We start from the raw sequence: 16,830 nt of genomic DNA on the forward strand, positions 1-16,830 counted from the left end.
CTTAAAAGAGCTCCTATGTTATCTCCAGCTTGTGCTTGGTCTAGTAATTTTCTGAACATCTCTACTCCTGTTACTATTAACTTTCTTGGAGCTTCAGCAAGACCTACTAGATCTACTTCGTCTTGAACTTTTAGTATACCTCTCTCAACTCTACCTGTAGCAACTGTTCCTCTACCTGTTATTGAGAATACGTCCTCAACTGGCATTAAGAAGTCTTTATCTATATCTCTCTCTGGAGCAGGTATATACTCATCAATTTGCTCGAATAGTTCAACTATTTTGTCTCCCCATTCACTTGATGGATCTTCAAGAGCCATTAAAGCTGATCCTTTAACTATTGGAGTATCATCTCCCGGGAAGTCGTACTCAGTTAATAGGTCTCTAACTTCCATTTCAACTAACTCAAGTAACTCTTCGTCGTCTACCATGTCGCATTTGTTTAAGAATACAACGATGTATGGTACACCAACTTGTCTAGATAGTACTATATGCTCTCTTGTTTGAGGCATTGGTCCATCAGTTGCAGAAACAACTAGTATAGCACCGTCCATTTGAGCAGCTCCTGTGATCATGTTTTTAACGTAGTCAGCATGTCCTGGGCAGTCAACGTGAGCGTAGTGTCTATTTGGTGTTTCATACTCAACGTGAGTTGTAGATATTGTAATACCTCTTTCTCTTTCCTCTGGAGCTTTGTCGATATTAGCGAAGTCTACTGCTTCTCCTAAGTGGTATCTATCATGTAATGTTTTAGTGATAGCTGCAGTTAAAGTAGTTTTACCATGGTCAACGTGACCGATAGTTCCTATATTAACATGGGGCTTAGTTCTTTCGTATTTAGATTTAGCCATTTTACTTACCTCCCTATTTTATTTGATATATTTTAAATCTTTACTTTAGTCCTTATGGTAAACATTTTACTATTATTCATTCTTGTTTTCAAGATGTTTTTCCAATTTTCTCTTTACCCTCTGAAGCGCGTTGTCAATCGATTTTACATCTCTATCAAGTCTATTTGCAATGTACTGATACGATTTGCCATTTAGATATAATTCTAATACTTTTTGCTCTAAATCGCTAAGCAATTCGTTCATTTTTGATTCTATATTTTTTAATTCTTCTTTACTTATAATTAGCTCTTCCGGATCAGTTACCATACTAGTGGTTATTATATCCAAAAGTGTACGGTCTGACTCCTCATCATAAATTGGCTTGTTTAGTGATATGTAAGAATTCAAAGGTATGTGTTTCTGTCTTGTAGCTGTTTTAATCGCTGTGATGATCTGCCTAGTTATGCAAATGTCGGCAAAACATTTAAAGGAATTAGTCTTTGTTCCATCAAAATCTCTGATAGCCTTATAAAGACCTATCATTCCCTCTTGAATTATATCCTCTTTATCTGCACCAATTAAGAAATAAGACTTTGCCTTTGCCTTAACAAAATTCTTGTACTTAGATATAAGGTATTCCAGTGCCATCTTGTCTCCTGCACTCGCTTTAATTACCAAATTGTAATCATCTAATTGTGAAGCGCTCATTTCCTCAAAACTTTTTTCTTTTGCTACTAACATGTAAATCTCCCCCATATAAAAACAAAATAAACAATCATAGCTATATTATAGTCTAAAGAATCCAGTAATTTCAACGCTTTTTACGAATGTTCTCAAGTTTCGACAATATTTCTTCATCTAACCTTTCATCTAATCTATTTCGATCAATTTTTTTACTTAATACAACATTTTTTTCCTTAATTTTCATTTTAGCTCGATTAATATCGAGCTTTAATTCTCTGGCAGAAACTCTTGCAGCTCCCTTACCCAAAATAATTTGTTGTTCTGCATAATCATTTGTCACTACTTTAATATCATCATACTGAGATAGCGTACTGATAAATTTTTCAATGTAGCTATCTGCAGTTTGATGTTCTTTTGTATAAACCACTGTTACATGGTCTCTTTCTTCTACTTTCTCACGAGAATTTTTTACGTTATATGCGTCAAATACTACTATTGCTTTGTATCCATTATATTCTGCATACTCAATAACTTCATCTATAAGTTTCTCTCTCGAATCTTCAAGATCTTCTCTAGCCAATTCTCTTAAGTCTTCCCATGCATTAATAATATTGTAACCATCTATTATTAAATACTGATTTTTCTTTCTTTTCATTTTACTTGCCAAGTCTTTGCTTTAGCACCTCGTAAAGGACTATACTTCCTGCAACTGATGCATTCAACGATGTAACATGTCCAACCATCGGCATTTTTACTTTGAAGTCGCAGTTTTCCTTTACTAGTCTAGAAATACCATAGCCCTCACTACCTATAACTAGCCCTAAAGGTCCTTTCATATTTTGTTCGTAGAAAACATCTCCATCCATATCGACAGCTGCAATCCACAGACCTTCATCTTTAAGTTTTTTAATAGTGTTAACTATATTGGTTACTTTGCACACAGGCATGTATTCAATGGCCCCAGCAGAAGCTTTTATAACTACCGGAGTAATGTGAACAGACCTTCTCTTAGGTATAATAACTCCGTGCGCTCCTACTGCATCAGCAGTTCTTATTATAGATCCTAAGTTATGTGGGTCGTTTATTTCATCTAATATTATAAAGAATGGATCTTCGTCTTTTGATTTTACATTTTCTAAAACTTCATCTAAATCAGCATATTTATACTCACTTACTTGTGCAATAACCCCTTGGTGAGCGTGACTCTCACTGATTTCATCTAGCTTTTGTTTTTCTACATACTGAATTACTAAATTTTTTTCTTTAGCCATTCCGATTATTTTTTTGATAGATCCCTCTTTTGCAGAATTTGCTATCATTATCTTGTCAATTTCCCTATTATTTTTTATTGCTTCAATAACAGGATTTCTACCTTCAACAAATGCCAAAAGCTTCACCTCCTATAAACTATTATTCTTATATGTTGTGAAAACATACTCTATATCCTTATGCTTCTGCTTATCACTCTCGTAAATCATTTCCCAATTTGAATCTTGATCAAGTCTTGGAAAGAACTTGTCCGCATCATTTATACTAGTATTTTTAGTAATATAAGCTTCTTTACAATAGGGTAAAAACTGTTTGTAGATCTTTTCTCCCCCAATTATAAATACATTGTCCTCATTGTACTTTTTTATTTCTTCGAATACCTCTCCAATTGAGTTTAAAACAATAACTCCATCATTTTTAAAAGACTTATCTTTAGTTAAAACAACATTTATTCTATCTTTTAGTGGTTGTTTTCCTGGAAGGGAGTCAAACGTAGTCCTCCCCATTACAACAACATTTCCGACTGTCTTTTCTTTAAAAAACCTCATATCTCCTGGGATAAATTGAAGTAAATCTCCATCTCTACCTATACCCCAATTTTTATCTACATTAACTATAGCCTTCATATATAGTTCCTCCTATATAGCAACAGGTATTTTCTTTATTTGTTCATGAGTTTCGTAACCCTCCAAAACGAAATCCTCTACCTTGAAATCATAGAAATCTTTTACATCTGGGTTTATTTTAAGTTTTGGTGCTTTATATGGCTTTCTACTTATAAGTTCTTTAACTAATGGTATATGTCTATCATATATATGTGCATCAGCTATAACATGTACAAATTCTCCAACTTCAAATCCTGTAACTTGAGCTAACATATGAACTAATATCGCGTACTGTGAAACATTCCAGTTATTGGCAACTAAAACGTCATTTGATCTCTGATTTAGTATAGCATTTAATTTATTACCAGTGACATTAAATGTCATGCTATATGCACATGGATAAAGGTTCATCGCATGTAGATCGTCATGGTTGTACATATTCACAATTATCCTTCTGCTATAAGGGTTGTTTTTTAAATCGTATATAACTCTATCTATTTGGTCGAATTCGCCTTCTTTGTACTTATGTTTTTGAGCAATTTGATATCCGTAAGCCTTACCGATAGTTCCTTCTTCATCAGCCCAAGAATTCCAAATTTTACTGTTTAAATCCTTTATATTATTAGATTTTCTTTGCCAAATCCAAAGAAGTTCGTCTATAGCTGCCTTCAAATTAGTCGGTCTAAGTGTAAGTATTGGGAACTCCTCAGATAAATCATATCTATTTACTACACAGAATTTTTTTACTGTATGAGCATCCACACCATCAAGCCACTTTGCTCTTACTGCTTGTCCTTCTGATGATACTCCGTTCTCTAAAATATCATTACACAAATTTATAAAAATATTATCTGTTTTACTCAAATTAAAACCTTCTTTCTTCTTTTGTCTTGTTATACATTTATCAATAAAAATTTTTATTAAATTCAAAGTTATGTCGCTAACAGTCGAAATTTTCATTTATTATATTATACATGAATTCAGAAATTTTGTCGCTGTACCTAAAACATCATAAACGTTTAAATCGAGCTAATCTGCTGTATTTGAACGACAAATAAATTTAATCATTCCATATATAGTATTTTGACATCAGACATCACGTATATTAAAAGAAGCACCCAAATGATAAATATTCGGGCGCTTCTGATAATTAGTATCAATTTTTATATATTTTCAATAAACTTAATACTCTTAACGACTAAGTATTCTAATCTATCTAGCTGCTTATCAAGATACAAGTACCCTATAAGTGCCTCGAACCCCGTAGCATGTTTATAATCTATAATATCTCCATTTTTAGGAGATGTGTGAGATTTTTGATTTCTACCACGTTTGTAAATTCTTTGTTCTTCTTCAGTTAATTCATCTTCTATACTGTGAATTATATCTGATTGGGCTTTAGCCTTTACATAATTTATCGCTAATTTGTGAAGATCGTTGACTTTTTTATTTTTGTTACACTTAATTAAATGATCTCTTATATATGTTTCGTATACTGTATCACCAATATATGCAAGTACTAGTGGAGACATTGTTATAAGATCACTTCTTTTCAAAGTATTATCTAAACTCTTTTCCACTTTACACCCTGTCTAGTATCTTCAAGAACTATACCTTTGTCTAAAAGTTCTTGTCTTATTTGGTCTGCTAAATCAAACTGCTTGTTTTTCTTAGCTTCTGTTCTCTTATTGATTAGATCTTCAATTTCCTCATCTAAAACTTCATCTTTTTTCTTGTTAACTATGTTTATTACTCCTGTTAACTCGTCAAACATAGACTTAGAAGCCTCTACAAACTCTTTTGAAGAGTTCTCATCTACATTTGTATTTATAAATTTAGCTAATTCAAATATAATACTAACTGCATCTGCAGTATTTAAATCATCGTCCATAGCCTCTATATATTTAGCCTTGAATTTCTCTAATTCTGGTAAAAGTGATTTTTCTTCATCATTTAATTTTGCATCACTAATGTTAGTTAAAGAAAACTCTAATTTTTCTTTAGTGTTGTATAACCTCTCAAGGCCAGCTTTTGCTTGATTAAGCATTTCATCACTAAAGTTAACTGGATTTCTATAATGAGCAGATAACATAAAGAATCTAACTATCTCTAAATCATAAAGTTTTGAAATATCTCTAACCGTAAAGAAATTGCCTTTTGATTTACTCATTTTTTCGTTATTTATATTTATATAACCGTTGTGCATCCAATATTTAGCAAATGGTTTTCCACTTCTAGCTTCACTTTGAGCAATTTCGTTCTCATGGTGTGGGAACGTTAAATCTTGGCCACCCGCGTGAACGTCTATAGTTTCGCCTAAATATCTCTTAGACATAACAGAACACTCTATATGCCATCCCGGTCTACCTTCACCCCATGGACTCTCCCATCCTGGCTCTCCTTCTTTTTTAGCTTTCCAAAGAACAAAGTCCATAGGATTGCTCTTTTTATCGTTTATTTCTATTCTCGCCCCAGCTTCTAGTTCTTCTTGATTTTGTTTAGAAAGCTTTCCGTATTCATTAAACTTCTTAGTATCAAAATACACATCTCCCTCTGATGCATATGCAAAACCTTTATCTTCTAACTCTTTGATAAAATTTATAATCTGTTCAATATTATCAGTAACTCTCGGGTGTACATCCGCTCTTTTTATTCCTAAACCATCACAATCAATAAAATATTCCTTTATATATTTATCCGCAACTTCAGTAGGAGTTATTCCTTCCTCTATGCTTCTTTTTATAATTTTATCATCAACATCTGTAAAGTTTTGAACGTAAGTTACATCGTATCCTCTGTACTCTAGATATCTTCTAAAAGTATCAAATATAATAAAAGGTCTTGCATTACCTATATGGATATAATTGTAAACAGTAGGTCCACAAACGTACATTTTTACCTTTCCTTCTTCTAGTGGCACAAACTCTTCTTTTGACTTACTTAACGTATTATATACCTTCACAATAATCACCTCACAAGTATTTATTTTTATTTTATAATTTTCTTTGTATACTATATTATAAGTTAAAATCTGTATAAATAATAGTATTACTACTACTTTTTAGCTTATACGCAAATAATAGTAATACTAGTATTTATTTATTCTTCTAAAAACGAAACCTTTTGCTCTGAACATTTGTCATAAGTATCTTGTGAAATAATATCATCATTTTTTAAATTATCTAAAATAGTTAAATACTCATTGCAAAGTTCTTGTAATTCCTTTTTTATTTCCTCCATACTACTATACATATTAATTACCCCCTATAATTAAATAAAAACAACAGTACTATTATTATGAATTTTTAAAATGCAAAAGGTCATCTATTAAATACTCTTAAGCCCCCACTTAATATGTTTATTATTAAAACAAGTATTCTATGACTTAACTTATGTCTGAAATTTCTGTCTGCATAATATATTAAATTTATTCTTCTGAACTCCTTCAGTCAGTATTATAAACATTTTCGGCTGTAAATGATAAATTTTCATAAAGTCTTACAATAAAATTATTAATACAATAACATATCTCAATTTAATTTAATGTAATTGAGGGTATATTGTTGATATTTCTTGAAAGCTACGTAGATTAAATGCGTAAATATTTTTATCGACACGTAGAATTTTAATCTTTAAAAAGAAAAATTCATCTCATATTAATATTTACTTTTTGAGATAACTTATTCTATAACAATTTAATTCTACTATTTATCCTAAGTTATAATTTTTATAATAATATACTTAGGTTGACAGCTAATAGCAAGTGTCGTTTCATTGTTTTCTACTTCTATGGAGGGAGGAGAAAATACATAAAATAAAGAGAGACACCTGAACGGCAATTCAGATGTCTCCAAAGATGAATAAATTTATTTTTATTGTTTAAGGAACGGCACCTAACGTTAAAATTAGTTGTGATCCATGTATTAATTAAATTCACATTTTATTTTTATTATACTAAGAATGTTCTCTCTATTTATAACTGTATATGAATATTTACTATTTAATATGGATATATATAATCTTCTGTTGGATCAGTGGGTGAAATTTTATTTACATCAATCTGTGGATCCTCTGCACCGTTATTTTCTTTTTTGCTTATGGTTCCTTCCACGGTAACCCAAGAATCCTCCTCTAACTCACTGGCCTTACTATACTTGCATATAAATCCACATGGCGACAAATCTGCTACACAACAAGTCATCATAAGTCTAGCTGGAACAAACTCATCTTCATCCATGCTTTCTAAATCTTTATATACAAATCCCTTTATTGATATTTTATATCCTATATATTTGTCAATATTTATGTATATCTCATTAAACCATTGAGAAAACTCTTCATGGGATACTGTTATCATCTTATTTTCTTCATCATATCCGTGAAGTAATATTTCTTCACCAAATGCATTTGAGGTTACATATTTTCCAATACCTTCTTTTGCTTCGGTGTCTATATTATTTTTTTTGTTCAATTCCTTTGAATCTCGCCTTTGCGATTTACTATTTTCCCTTATATTTGTATTACTTTTTAATGCATTGCCATTTATTAGTTTCGTAGATAAATTATCTACAGATACTGAACCATGAGGCAATACAAGTAATAAGATCGGCAAAATCAAAACGAAACAATGATTGACTCTTTTGCGGTATTGTGGTCTATATAAGTTTCGAACACTAAAAATAATCCATATAAGCATTACAACCATTATATATAGCAAATAAGGCTTCATTTTAGACGTAACATAATACAAGTACTTACCAGTATATACTAAGTGCAACATTACAATAAAAAAAACAACATAACAGGATATTTCGATAAGAACTTGGTAGTTTAGCTCTTTGTTTTTCATAGTAAATACCCCCCTAATCCAGAACTAAAGAATATCGAAACTATACTGAAACAAATCAAAAATGTTGTAATTGCTAATCTCACTATGAATTTCGGTGAAAATCCGCTAGACAGCATAATGACGTTCTTTATATCGATCATAGGTCCAAATACTAGAAAACCCATAATTGATCCAACTGGAAATTTAGTTGCAAAACTTCGTGCAACAGTGGCGTCTGAAGACGAACAAAGGGATAAGAAAAATGCCATCAACATCATAGTAATAATAGAGATGTATAAATTCGCATCTTTATCGATCCATATTGTATTTGATATAAATACTTGATAACAAGAAGAAACAAAAGCTCCAATCATTAAGAATTTTCCTACATTAAAAAACTCCATCTGTGAATGACGCATAAATAGTGATATTTTATCAGATAATGTTGTAATATATTCAACACCCTCAAAGCAACCGCAGTTGCAAAGATTATTATCGATTCGACTCGTTAAAATTTCACCTTTTGGTTTCCATACAGCAAATACTAAACCAACCAATACAGATGTAATAATGCCTAGACAAATTCTTACAAATACAATTTTAATGTTTCCATTAAAAGCCACGTAGGTTGATAAAATCACTACCGGGTTGACAATTGGAGCAACTAATAAAAAAACAATCGCAGAAGTTAGTGGAACACCTTTTTTTACAATACTTCTGAAAATAGGTATTGAGGCACAATCGCAAACAGGCAAGCAGAACCCCGCTATTATAGAAAATAAAATTCCTGTTCCGATTCCTTTAGGAAATTTCTTTTCTATCAATTCTTTTGATATAAATACTTGAATTAACGACGACAGTATTACTCCAATCATTAGAAATGGTAATCCTTGAAGCAATATGCCTAAAAAAATATTTATCGTAGTATCTACTGGAATAACTATTGTGTTAAATAACCTTCTAAATATAGAATAAAATATCATAAATAACAATATGCTGACACATAATCCATTTATAGGGTGCAATTTTTTTTGATATACAAGATTGTCTATCTTTTCCATATACTTAAAAGGACAAATCTTTACTCCTTTATTAATACTATGAATAGTTCTTTTAATATTAGTAGATTTAGCTTTAAAATTTCTTGCTATTACTAAATCGCTATTTGCTATCTGCTCTATTAGTGGACTACCTACTTTCCCTAATATTACTTCAAACTTTGAAATATCTACTATATTAATCACCTTTTGTATCTTGCACAAATTGCCTAAAAACTGATCTTCAGAATTACTTTTAGAAGGTACATAGAAAAATAACGATTGTAGGGTTGAAAAAGACGTAACCCCATTCCATTCGACCCATATTTCATCTACATTGTTACTAAGCAGATATTCATTTATTTGTTTTACTACATTGTTTTTATCTAACTCCAGCTCTTTTTTTGAAAAATACAAAATATCATGATTTGGATGTCTATCTACAATTTGCGCTTCACCTGCTTCAAATTGTATTATACATAAACGTTTCTGTATCATCTTTTGCCTGTTAAAAAACATATTTAAAAATGTAGTCTTACCTGAATATAAGAATCCTGTGACGATGTATACAGGAGTATAACTCGTTCTCATTTCTTTTCATTAAATAAATCTATCAGTTTTTGACGGTCTAAATTATCTCCTATTATAGATAAAAAATTCTTCTCGACCGTTGATATTTCTAATTCTACTTCTCCAGGTAAGTATTGAAGATTTACAAAACGATATTTCTCTTTTAGTATACCTTTTGCTCTTAAAACTTTTCCATAATTTAATTTTTCTATTTCATTTATTTTATCAACAATCTCTTTACACTCTACATTGTGCTCAAAATATATAGTTATTGTATCGAAAACATTATTTGCATTGCTATTATGACCGTGGCAACAATGTACATGATTATCATGATAACTACAGTCATTATTTTCATCAGAATTACTATCTTTAGATGAATGACAACACAATATATCTTCATTACAATCTATATAATTATTTTCTGAACAACTAAAAATATCATCAAGTTTTATATCGTTCCAAGAATTTGTAATTATAACAGCATTAGTATTTAGATTCTTTATTTTGTTTAACGCAGAATAGCTCTTTTTACTATTTTCATCAAATCTGCTAAATAATATAATATCCGCGTTTTTTACCTGATCCTCAAAAAAATCTCCGAAGTTTTCTAAGTATATCTCACATCTATTAGCATCTACAACAGTTATCTTTTTTGATATTTTTATCAAATCACAAATAGAAGAATCTTTACATGCATTTGATACATCGGATAGTTTACTTACACCAGAAGGCTCAATAATTATTTTATCAGGTTTATACTGATCCATAATATCTTGTAAAGATTTTACGAAATCACCTGAAAGAGTACAGCAAATACATCCAGAATTCAGTTCTTTTACCTGGAAACCGCTATTTTTTAATAGTGCCGCATCCACGCTAACTTCTCCAAAATCATTTTCAATTAAAGCTATATTTTGCCCCTTTAATGACTCTCTTAGCATTTTTTGTATCAATGTGGTCTTACCTGATCCCAAAAACCCAGATATAATATAAACTTCTCTCTTCATTTTTTTCTCCTTATTTTATAGAATCTCTTCTCTTTAATCAACTAAATGACTTAAAGAAAAGTCTTTTAAACAATAAAATTAAGGTAAATAATATTACTCCAATTAAAACAATCGTTCCACCTGGCTTTAATCTTAAATAGTAGGATAAGAATAAGCCCATGATTGTAAAAAATACAGCAAAAAATATTGAATACACTACAGTTTGTTTATAATTCTTTGCAAATTGCATTGCACAAGCTACAGGTACAACCATCATAGAAGATACAATTAAAGCTCCGACCGTACGAGCTGCAATAGAAACAGTTATAGCCGTTAATATTGTAAAAATAAAATTAGTTATGTTTACTGGCACACCTGCTAATCTTGCAGACCTTTCATCAAATGTTATAAAAAATAATTCTTTATATAAAATAATAAAGGTAATTAAAACAATACAGCTAACGATAATTACCATATTCATTTCAAAATCACTGATTGCTACAATACTCCCAAAAAGAAAACTATTAAAATTAGCTGAATTCTTAGTAAACCCTGAAAGTATACCGGCTAATCCTACACCCGCAGACATGATAATAGCTATAGATATTTCAGAGTATTGAGGTATTTTCTTACGAATAACTTCAATTCCAAGTGCTGCTATAATACAAAATACTATAGCCCCTAAAATAGGGTTTATCCCCAATATAAGCCCTGTCGCTACACCTGCTAATGAAGTATGTGATAAAGCATCACCAATCATCGAAAGCCTTTTTAAGACAATTATAACCCCTATACACGGAATAATTATGGCTAGTAAAATTCCTACTACAAAGGCTCTTTGCATAAATGCATATTCAAATATCTCCATAAATTTCTACCTTTCTATTGATGGCAAAATAATTTTTGCTATAAGATATACTTAATTATTTACCTCTTTTAATACTCCATCTTCAAGCAACATTGTTTTTGTAACAAATTGATTAGTACTTTTTATATCGTGTGTTATCATGAGGATTGTAAGTCTTTTATCTCTGTTAAGTTCTGCAAGTAGATTGTAAAATGAATCAGAGCTTTTTTCATCTACTCCAGTAGTCGGCTCATCTAGAATCATCACTTCTGGGTTTGAAACCAAGGCTCTTGCAAGCAAAATTTTCTGTCTTTGACCACCAGACATGCTGCCAATCAGACTCTTAGAATATTCTTGCATTCCAACCATTGCAAGTGCATCTCTGGTTCTTTGATTATGTTCCTTCTTTGGAAAACGAAATAAACCTATTTTCGAATAAAGATTAGCACTAACAACTTCTTCTGCAGAAGCTGGAAAATAGCGCTGATAAGATAGTCCGCTTTGTGATATATATCCTATTTTTGGCCATTTATTAAAACTTTTAATATTTTGTCCTAGAAGTGTAATTTCACCCTCCATTGGTGAAAGTTCTCCTAACAATAATTTAATCAACGTACTCTTTCCCGCACCATTAGAACCAATTATTGAGACAAAATCCCCTCTTGATATATTAAAATTCACATTAGAAAAAACTTGTTCCTCTCCATATGAAAACTTTAAATTTTTGACACTTATAATATTCATTCACATCACCACTTTACTATTGTAATGCCACTTTTAGCGACTCTAAATTTTTACGCATTACAGAAAAATAATCTTCACTACTTGATTTTTCTTTTCCATTAAGACCTTCTATTGGATTTAATATATCAGTCTTTGCTCCAGTTGTATCTGCAATAGTTTTTGCTACCTTTGGACTCACCAGTTCTTCAAAGAAAATTACCTTCACTTTGTTTTTCTTTACAAACTCAATAATCTCGGACATCCTGGCAGGATCTGGCTCTGAGTCAGGTGAAACACCTTCAATTCCCACTTGATTTAACCCATATGCATCACATAAATATCCAAAAGCTTCATGAGAAACAACAATATCTTTGTTTGAAAGTGGTTTTAATGTATCTTTGTATTCTTTATCTAATTTATCAAATTCTTGAGCGTATTTATCATAGTTATTTTCATAATAATCCTTATTATCAGGATCTACTTTCACAAATGCATCCTTTATATCCTTCATTTGTTGTTTTGCGTTTATTGGATTTAACCATACATGTGGATCGGAATCACTATTTTCATGGTGCTCAATATTACTTCTGTGATTTTCCCCTTTATCATGAGAATGGCCTGTATTTAGTTTAATATTCTTTGATGCTTCAAGTTTAAACAGCGCCTTATTTTGTGTACTTTTTAAAACATTATCAACCCAATGTTCCATACCTGCACCATTATAGATAAATAAGTCTGCTTTTTCTAAATTTGTTATGTCTGTAGCATTAGGCTCCCAATCATGAGGCTCAACCCCTGCTGGAACCATATTTGTAATTCTAGCTTTATTACCACCAATTTTTTGAGCAAAGTCATACATTGGATATATACTAGTTAAAACATTAAGTTCTTTTTCTTTAGAATCCGATTGTTCGGTTTTTTTATCGCAACCAGTTAATAAACTGAATATCGTAATTGTTAATAGTGTTAGTAAACAAATTCCTTTTAATTTTTTCATAAAAACCCTCCATAATGTTCTATTTATAATTATAGATGAGTTAATTATTCATTCTCACTTTTAAAGTAATGAGAGTGTGACTTACCTCATAAGATATTGTGTAAAAGAATAGCTTTAAATAGACGCCAAGTATTAGTAATATACCTATTTTTGGCATTAGACCAGTACTTAATTGTCTTAGAGTATTTTCTACTTGTTGTATATGTATACAGATTTGGCAAGTATCTCCAACACAATCGTGATTTGATTTCTCTAATATGTAAAAAGAAGAAAGAAGGTAAATAACAATAAAAGCTAAACACATTATAATAGCAAGTGAACTTCTATTTTTAATATTCCTTTTCATTGTAATTACCCCCCTCCCTCTTATTTTTCTCTTTTATTTACTGTTATTTGAACATTTATCACATTTACCATAAAACATTGTCTTAAATGAATTTAAATTAAACCCATGTTTTTTTAGTAAATGCTCTTGTATACTTTCTAATTCATCACATTCAAAATGAATCAGACCGCCACATTCATCACATTTAAAGTGAAAATGTTCCTTTAGCTGATCTTCTTCACCTACATATTGATAACATGCTCCTGAAACACCATCCATAATATATTTTCTGACTACACCGTCATTTACAAGTTTATCCAGATATCTATATACAGTTGTCATACCAATTTTCATATCATTATTTAAAAAATGGTCTGTTATCTGATTTATCGTTACATGTTTACCATTAAGTGATTTTATGTATAATAAGATAGATTCTTTTTGCTTTGTTTTATAACTTATAGATTTTTTCACTTAACTCACTCCTCCAATATGAAAACCATTTTCAATTTACCATATTAATTTTTTAGTGTCAAGTAAATTGAAAATCATTTTTAATTTCAAAAACACTAAGTTATATTTAAAAATTACAGTAAGGAAATCATTATAAAGTAAAAAGGGGAAAGTTACTCCTTAGTAATTGTAATTAAACTTTATTTGATCTTTGACTTTAAAAGGTTAATATACTAATATTTGCTATATAGGAGGATTAGATGACTTAAATGAAAAAAAGAATATTAATAGCACTATTAGGAGCTTTCGTATTATTAATAGTTGGGTGCAAAACAACAAAAATTATAGAAATAAACATGCTAGCAACTACTGATTTACATGGATATTTGCCTTATGAATTGACTTCTTATATAAAAAATGAAAAGTCTAAAGATAAAAATACTCTTTTAGTTGATGCCGGAGATTTTTTAAGTGTGGGTAAATATGGTTCATCAATGAGTAAATATTTTGATACAAAAAATAGTTACGATGAATATGACACAAAATATTTAGAAACACCTATAGTAAAAGAAATGAAGGAAATAGGATATGATGCTATTGTACTTGGAAATCATGAGTTTATAGAAAATAATAAAGCTCAACTAGACCATATGGTATCTGATTTTAAAAAATATGATATTGATTTATTATCAGCAAATACATATGAAAGAAGTGGAGAAAATTATATATCTCCTTATGTAATTAAGAATATTTCTACATCTGGGGGAAATTTAAAATTAGGTATATTGGGACTTACTATACAAGAAGTAGGTCAAACCTATGAGACTGTCGAAAATGAAAATATAAAACCAACATCTGAGGGATTAAAAGATTTCCAAGGCTACAATGGATCATTGTATATGGGTGATTTAGTTAAAGATGCTAAGAAATGGGTAGATGTCATGAAGAAAGAAAATGTAGATATTATAGTAGCGGTTGCTCATAGTGGTGAAAAGGGAGATTCAGATAAATATCCTGGCAATAGAGTTCAGGAATTAGCAAAAGAAGTTAATGGAATAGACGTTATTGTAGCAGGTCATACACACAAACAAATATATCAACATGATTATAAAAATAAACTTCGAGAAAAAGTTATAGTTACTCAGCCAGGTAAATATGGTGAATGTATCTCAAAAATCAACTTTAAAATAAAGAAAAATAATAATAAATGGAACGTGGTAAGTAAATCTAGTGAATTAATTAAATTTAATAAAAGTAAAGAAGATAAAAACTTTGATGATCTTGTTGATAAATTTGTTGAATTTGCTCTTGAACGTCAATCAAATGATAGTACTGGTGAAATCGACCTGAAAGATATAACACCTTTTGATTGGGATAAAGCATATGTATTTGAGCCTCATTCTTCCCCTAAAAAAATATATGATACGATAGGTTATAAGTGGAATGATATAAAAAAAACTGACAGTGAAGATATGATACAAATGATATTTATGAAAAATAATAAAGTAGTTTGCCATTTATATGGTTATGAAAAGCAATTATTCATCGATTTTAAATTTAATAAATCTTATTATAAAGATAATGTTATAACCATTTATCCCAATAAAAATGATAGATTTAAATTTGATGTTGATAAAAAGTGGATTAATACTAGTTTTAAATATATAGAGTAACATTTATATATATTTTTACAAATCCTTTTAAAATAAATAATATTAAAAACAGGTAATTATTTTAATTAAGACTACTTCAGAAAAAATCGCTGAAACGAGTCTTAATTATTAATTTATTACCTATTCTTATAATACCTGCAACAATAGAAATCGAATTAAATAAACGGTCTAATTATATCTTTATATGAAATTTAATCATCTAAAAATGATGCTATATTTAATAGGTCTATTAGTAAATTAATAAAATCTAAGAAAAGATTAAGAACGTGTATCGATAAATCATTCTTCTCTCTTAATGTACCATTTTGTATTTCATATTTAATCAAACTAATATCATAAAGAACATACCCCGAAAATATTACTACGCCTACTATACTTATTAATATGCTAAGTATATCTCCACCTAAAAATAAATTTACAACTGAGGCTATCAACAGCCCTAAAAGCCCTGCAAATAATATGTTTCCTAATTTTAAATAATGTCCTGCTTCTCTTCTATTTGAAATAGATGCCAATATAGCGAATAGAATTGCTGTAGAGATTAGAATTGTCTGGAATACTTCTTTTCCCAAATCTGCTATATAAAACTGTAGTAATGGATTCAAAAGAATACCCTCAATAAATGTAAATGCATAAACAAAATTCATAGAAAAACTTCTAGGTATTATCTCTTTTCTTGAAAATAAAGACATAATTAAAATTCCTATTATTAAAATTATAAACATTATATTTCCATAATATGAAAAACTCTCTGGAATAAACTTTTGACCAAATATCAATCCTATAAACATAAACACTATCGAAATAGCTAAGTGCTTGAAAATAGCTGACATAGGATTCTGTATACTTTTATTCATAACTATTCCTCCTTTCAATATACAAATTTACCATCTATTTATCTAATACTGTAAAAACCTAATACATTATATTATTATATAAACCTTTATAAGTCTATAGAATAACACAAAAGTTAATTATAAAAAACTCTAAAGTAACTATTAGC

At 29.9% G+C, this 16,830-nt stretch carries 19 protein-coding genes; 1 reads left to right on the top strand and 18 read right to left on the bottom strand.

Annotated elements, in window-relative coordinates; genetic code table 11:
* From KQI18_RS12635 to KQI18_RS12715, 17 genes are all read right to left on the bottom strand, one after another.
* The coding region (locus KQI18_RS12635; protein ID WP_216468314.1) for an elongation factor Tu at positions 1-848 on the bottom strand (848 nt) is incomplete at its 3' end.
* Positions 849-920: 72 nt separating this feature from the next.
* Positions 921-1,535, bottom strand: a complete 615-nt coding sequence (gene sigH, locus KQI18_RS12640) for an RNA polymerase sporulation sigma factor SigH (RefSeq protein ID WP_420330401.1) — start codon at positions 1,533-1,535, stop codon at positions 921-923.
* A gap of 103 nt (positions 1,536-1,638) precedes the next feature.
* A complete protein-coding gene (locus KQI18_RS12645; protein WP_216468347.1) occupies positions 1,639-2,166 on the bottom strand; it encodes an NYN domain-containing protein in 528 nt (175 codons plus the stop codon).
* A 1-nt stretch (position 2,167) separates the two neighbouring features.
* Positions 2,168-2,899, bottom strand: a complete 732-nt coding sequence (gene rlmB, locus KQI18_RS12650; RefSeq protein ID WP_216468316.1) for a 23S rRNA (guanosine(2251)-2'-O)-methyltransferase RlmB — start codon at positions 2,897-2,899, stop codon at positions 2,168-2,170.
* Between the two features lie 12 nt (positions 2,900-2,911).
* Complete coding sequence (locus KQI18_RS12655) at positions 2,912-3,406, bottom strand: dihydrofolate reductase (protein WP_216468317.1); 495 nt, start codon at positions 3,404-3,406, stop codon at positions 2,912-2,914.
* 12 nt (positions 3,407-3,418) lie between these two features.
* A complete protein-coding gene (gene thyA, locus KQI18_RS12660) occupies positions 3,419-4,249 on the bottom strand; it encodes a thymidylate synthase (RefSeq protein WP_216468318.1) in 831 nt (276 codons plus the stop codon).
* Positions 4,250-4,548: 299 nt separating this feature from the next.
* A complete protein-coding gene (locus KQI18_RS12665; protein ID WP_216468348.1) occupies positions 4,549-4,917 on the bottom strand; it encodes a ribonuclease III domain-containing protein in 369 nt (122 codons plus the stop codon).
* A gap of 32 nt (positions 4,918-4,949) precedes the next feature.
* Positions 4,950-6,347: a cysteine--tRNA ligase gene (gene cysS, locus KQI18_RS12670; RefSeq protein ID WP_216468319.1), complete on the bottom strand. Its 1,398-nt coding sequence runs from the start codon at positions 6,345-6,347 to the stop codon at positions 4,950-4,952.
* A 137-nt stretch (positions 6,348-6,484) separates the two neighbouring features.
* Complete coding sequence (locus KQI18_RS12675) at positions 6,485-6,637, bottom strand: hypothetical protein (protein WP_216468320.1); 153 nt, start codon at positions 6,635-6,637, stop codon at positions 6,485-6,487.
* A gap of 748 nt (positions 6,638-7,385) precedes the next feature.
* Positions 7,386-8,234 (bottom strand): TIGR03943 family putative permease subunit, encoded by an 849-nt coding sequence (locus tag KQI18_RS12680; RefSeq protein WP_216468321.1) that lies wholly within the window; start codon positions 8,232-8,234, stop codon positions 7,386-7,388.
* Positions 8,231-9,841 (bottom strand): permease, encoded by a 1,611-nt coding sequence (locus tag KQI18_RS12685; protein ID WP_216468322.1) that lies wholly within the window; start codon positions 9,839-9,841, stop codon positions 8,231-8,233. The genes KQI18_RS12680 and KQI18_RS12685 overlap by 4 nt, the downstream gene beginning before the upstream one ends.
* Positions 9,838-10,830 carry a GTP-binding protein gene (locus KQI18_RS12690; protein ID WP_216468323.1) on the bottom strand — a complete coding sequence of 331 codons (993 nt, stop codon included), beginning with the start codon at positions 10,828-10,830 and terminating at the stop codon, positions 9,838-9,840. Before KQI18_RS12690 ends, KQI18_RS12685 begins: the two co-directional genes overlap by 4 nt.
* Positions 10,831-10,867: 37 nt before the next feature.
* The gene (locus tag KQI18_RS12695; protein ID WP_216468324.1) at positions 10,868-11,677 is read right to left on the bottom strand and encodes a metal ABC transporter permease; all 810 of its coding nucleotides are present in this window, start codon (positions 11,675-11,677) and stop codon (positions 10,868-10,870) included.
* Positions 11,678-11,728: 51 nt separating this feature from the next.
* A complete protein-coding gene (locus KQI18_RS12700; protein ID WP_216468325.1) occupies positions 11,729-12,400 on the bottom strand; it encodes a metal ABC transporter ATP-binding protein in 672 nt (223 codons plus the stop codon).
* A gap of 16 nt (positions 12,401-12,416) precedes the next feature.
* On the bottom strand, positions 12,417-13,376 hold the full coding sequence (locus KQI18_RS12705) for a metal ABC transporter substrate-binding protein (protein ID WP_216468326.1): 960 nt from the start codon (positions 13,374-13,376) through the stop codon (positions 12,417-12,419).
* Between the two features lie 40 nt (positions 13,377-13,416).
* Positions 13,417-13,722, bottom strand: coding sequence for a hypothetical protein (locus KQI18_RS12710; RefSeq protein WP_216468327.1), 306 nt, complete (start codon positions 13,720-13,722; stop codon positions 13,417-13,419).
* Between the two features lie 33 nt (positions 13,723-13,755).
* On the bottom strand, positions 13,756-14,175 hold the full coding sequence (locus tag KQI18_RS12715; RefSeq protein ID WP_216468328.1) for a Fur family transcriptional regulator: 420 nt from the start codon (positions 14,173-14,175) through the stop codon (positions 13,756-13,758).
* 248 nt (positions 14,176-14,423) lie between these two features.
* Between KQI18_RS12715 and KQI18_RS12720 the strand changes: the two genes are divergently transcribed.
* Complete coding sequence (locus KQI18_RS12720) at positions 14,424-15,827, top strand: bifunctional metallophosphatase/5'-nucleotidase (RefSeq protein WP_216468329.1); 1,404 nt, start codon at positions 14,424-14,426, stop codon at positions 15,825-15,827.
* A 191-nt stretch (positions 15,828-16,018) separates the two neighbouring features.
* On the opposite strand, the gene KQI18_RS12725 is transcribed toward KQI18_RS12720, so the two are convergent.
* Positions 16,019-16,684: a Bax inhibitor-1 family protein gene (locus tag KQI18_RS12725; RefSeq protein WP_216468330.1), complete on the bottom strand. Its 666-nt coding sequence runs from the start codon at positions 16,682-16,684 to the stop codon at positions 16,019-16,021.
* Positions 16,685-16,830: the final 146 nt, after the last annotated feature.

Source organism: Metaclostridioides mangenotii (genome assembly GCF_018917235.1).
Taxonomy (GTDB): Bacteria; Bacillota; Clostridia; order Peptostreptococcales; family Peptostreptococcaceae; genus Metaclostridioides.

Coding starts and splice junctions, on each gene's coding strand:
- sigH (WP_420330401.1), bottom strand. CDS start 1,535: ATGAGCGCTTCACAATTAGATGATTACAATTTGGTAATTAAAGCGAGT.
- KQI18_RS12645 (WP_216468347.1), bottom strand. CDS start 2,166: ATGAAAAGAAAGAAAAATCAGTATTTAATAATAGATGGTTACAATATT.
- KQI18_RS12655 (WP_216468317.1), bottom strand. CDS start 3,406: ATGAAGGCTATAGTTAATGTAGATAAAAATTGGGGTATAGGTAGAGAT.
- KQI18_RS12665 (WP_216468348.1), bottom strand. CDS start 4,917: ATGTCTCCACTAGTACTTGCATATATTGGTGATACAGTATACGAAACA.
- KQI18_RS12675 (WP_216468320.1), bottom strand. CDS start 6,637: ATGTATAGTAGTATGGAGGAAATAAAAAAGGAATTACAAGAACTTTGC.
- KQI18_RS12680 (WP_216468321.1), bottom strand. CDS start 8,234: ATGAAAAACAAAGAGCTAAACTACCAAGTTCTTATCGAAATATCCTGT.
- KQI18_RS12685 (WP_216468322.1), bottom strand. CDS start 9,841: ATGAGAACGAGTTATACTCCTGTATACATCGTCACAGGATTCTTATAT.
- KQI18_RS12690 (WP_216468323.1), bottom strand. CDS start 10,830: ATGAAGAGAGAAGTTTATATTATATCTGGGTTTTTGGGATCAGGTAAG.
- KQI18_RS12695 (WP_216468324.1), bottom strand. CDS start 11,677: ATGGAGATATTTGAATATGCATTTATGCAAAGAGCCTTTGTAGTAGGA.
- KQI18_RS12700 (WP_216468325.1), bottom strand. CDS start 12,400: ATGAATATTATAAGTGTCAAAAATTTAAAGTTTTCATATGGAGAGGAA.
- KQI18_RS12705 (WP_216468326.1), bottom strand. CDS start 13,376: ATGAAAAAATTAAAAGGAATTTGTTTACTAACACTATTAACAATTACG.
- KQI18_RS12710 (WP_216468327.1), bottom strand. CDS start 13,722: ATGAAAAGGAATATTAAAAATAGAAGTTCACTTGCTATTATAATGTGT.
- KQI18_RS12720 (WP_216468329.1), top strand. CDS start 14,424: ATGAAAAAAAGAATATTAATAGCACTATTAGGAGCTTTCGTATTATTA.
- KQI18_RS12725 (WP_216468330.1), bottom strand. CDS start 16,684: ATGAATAAAAGTATACAGAATCCTATGTCAGCTATTTTCAAGCACTTA.